The 1,267-nt window shown below is 60.5% G+C and carries 1 protein-coding gene; it reads left to right on the top strand.

Translation table 11 applies throughout. The features are described from left to right. The first annotated feature begins 72 nt into the window (after window positions 1-72). Window positions 73-1,226 (top strand): IS3 family transposase gene (locus AB0P23_RS25450; protein WP_144407431.1). Its coding sequence is split into 2 segments (ribosomal slippage): window positions 73-355 and window positions 355-1,226, totalling 1,155 coding nucleotides; the frame shifts between segments, so codons are not numbered across the junction. Window positions 1,227-1,267: the final 41 nt, after the last annotated feature.

Below are 1,267 nucleotides of genomic sequence, written 5' to 3'. Positions count from 1 at the left end.
GGAGGGACTGCCCCAGCTTTGGTTGACATCTGATCTGTGAGGATCGCTCCTCACGGTGGAAGGATGTTCACCATGCCGAAAGCATTTCCCGAGGAGTTCCGCCGCGACGTCATCGCCGTCGCACGCAAGGGCGAGGCCCCGTTGCGTCAGATCGCGAAGGACTTCGGAATCTCCGAAGGTTGCCTGCACCGCTGGCTCAAGATTGCCGATCGTGAAGACGGCGTCGTCCGTGACGGCCGGCAGAACCCTGGTGACGAGTCCGCTGAGCTGCGGGAGCTAAAAAAGCGCAACCGGCTGCTCGAGCAGGAAAACGACGTTCTGCGGCGAGCCGCCGCCTATCTGAGTCGAGACATACTCCCAAAATGATCTACCCGCTGGTCCTCGACCTTGCTGGCGACGGAGTACCCGTCACAGTGACCTGCCGGGTTCTCGGTTTCTCAACCCAAGCGTTCTACAAATGGAAGAAACAGCCAGTCACGCAACGAGATTGGGATGATGCGCATCTGATCAACATTGCTCGTGAGATCCACGACGACGACCCCGCATTCGGCTACCGCTTCATCGCAGACGAACTACCCGACCGCGGGATCACCGCCAGCGAGAACCGGGTCGCGCGGTTGTGCTCACAAGAACGCATCTGGTCGGTGTTCTCGAAGAAGCGAGGCCTGAACAGGAAGGCCGGCCCGCCGGTTCACGACGACCTCGTCGACCGTCAGTTCACCGCACGGGCCGCGGACGAGCTGTGGCTGACCGACATCACCGAACACCGCACCGACGAGGGCAAACTGTATCTCTGCGCGATCAAGGACGTCTGGTCGAACAGGATCGTCGGCTACTCGATCGACTCCAGGATGAAGGCCTCGTTAGCGGTGTCAGCATTGGATAATGCTGTGGCGCAAAGAGGCTCGGAGGGGACTATCGTGCATTCGGATCGCGGTAGCCAATTCCGATCCAGGAAGTTCGTACATGCACTGTCGCGCAATGGGTTACGAGGTTCTATGGGGCGGGTCGGGGCGTGCGGTGACAACGCCGCGATGGAGTCGTTCTTCGCACTCGTGCAGAAGAACGTCCTCGACCGCCAGCGGTGGTCGACCCGCGAGCAACTACGGCTGGCGATCGTGACATGGATCGAAAAGACCTATCACCGCAAACGCCGTCAACGGCGCCTCGGCAAGCTCACCCCTATCGAGTTTGAGACAATCAACCGGACCGCACACGCGGCCTGAATCGCTCAACCCCACTAGTCAACTGAAGTCGGGGCAGTCCC

Source organism: Rhodococcus sp. NPDC077669 (assembly GCF_040686915.1).
GTDB classification, from domain to species: Bacteria; Actinomycetota; Actinomycetes; order Mycobacteriales; family Mycobacteriaceae; genus Rhodococcoides; species Rhodococcoides fascians.
This window is presented reverse-complemented; position numbering and strand designations above follow the sequence as displayed.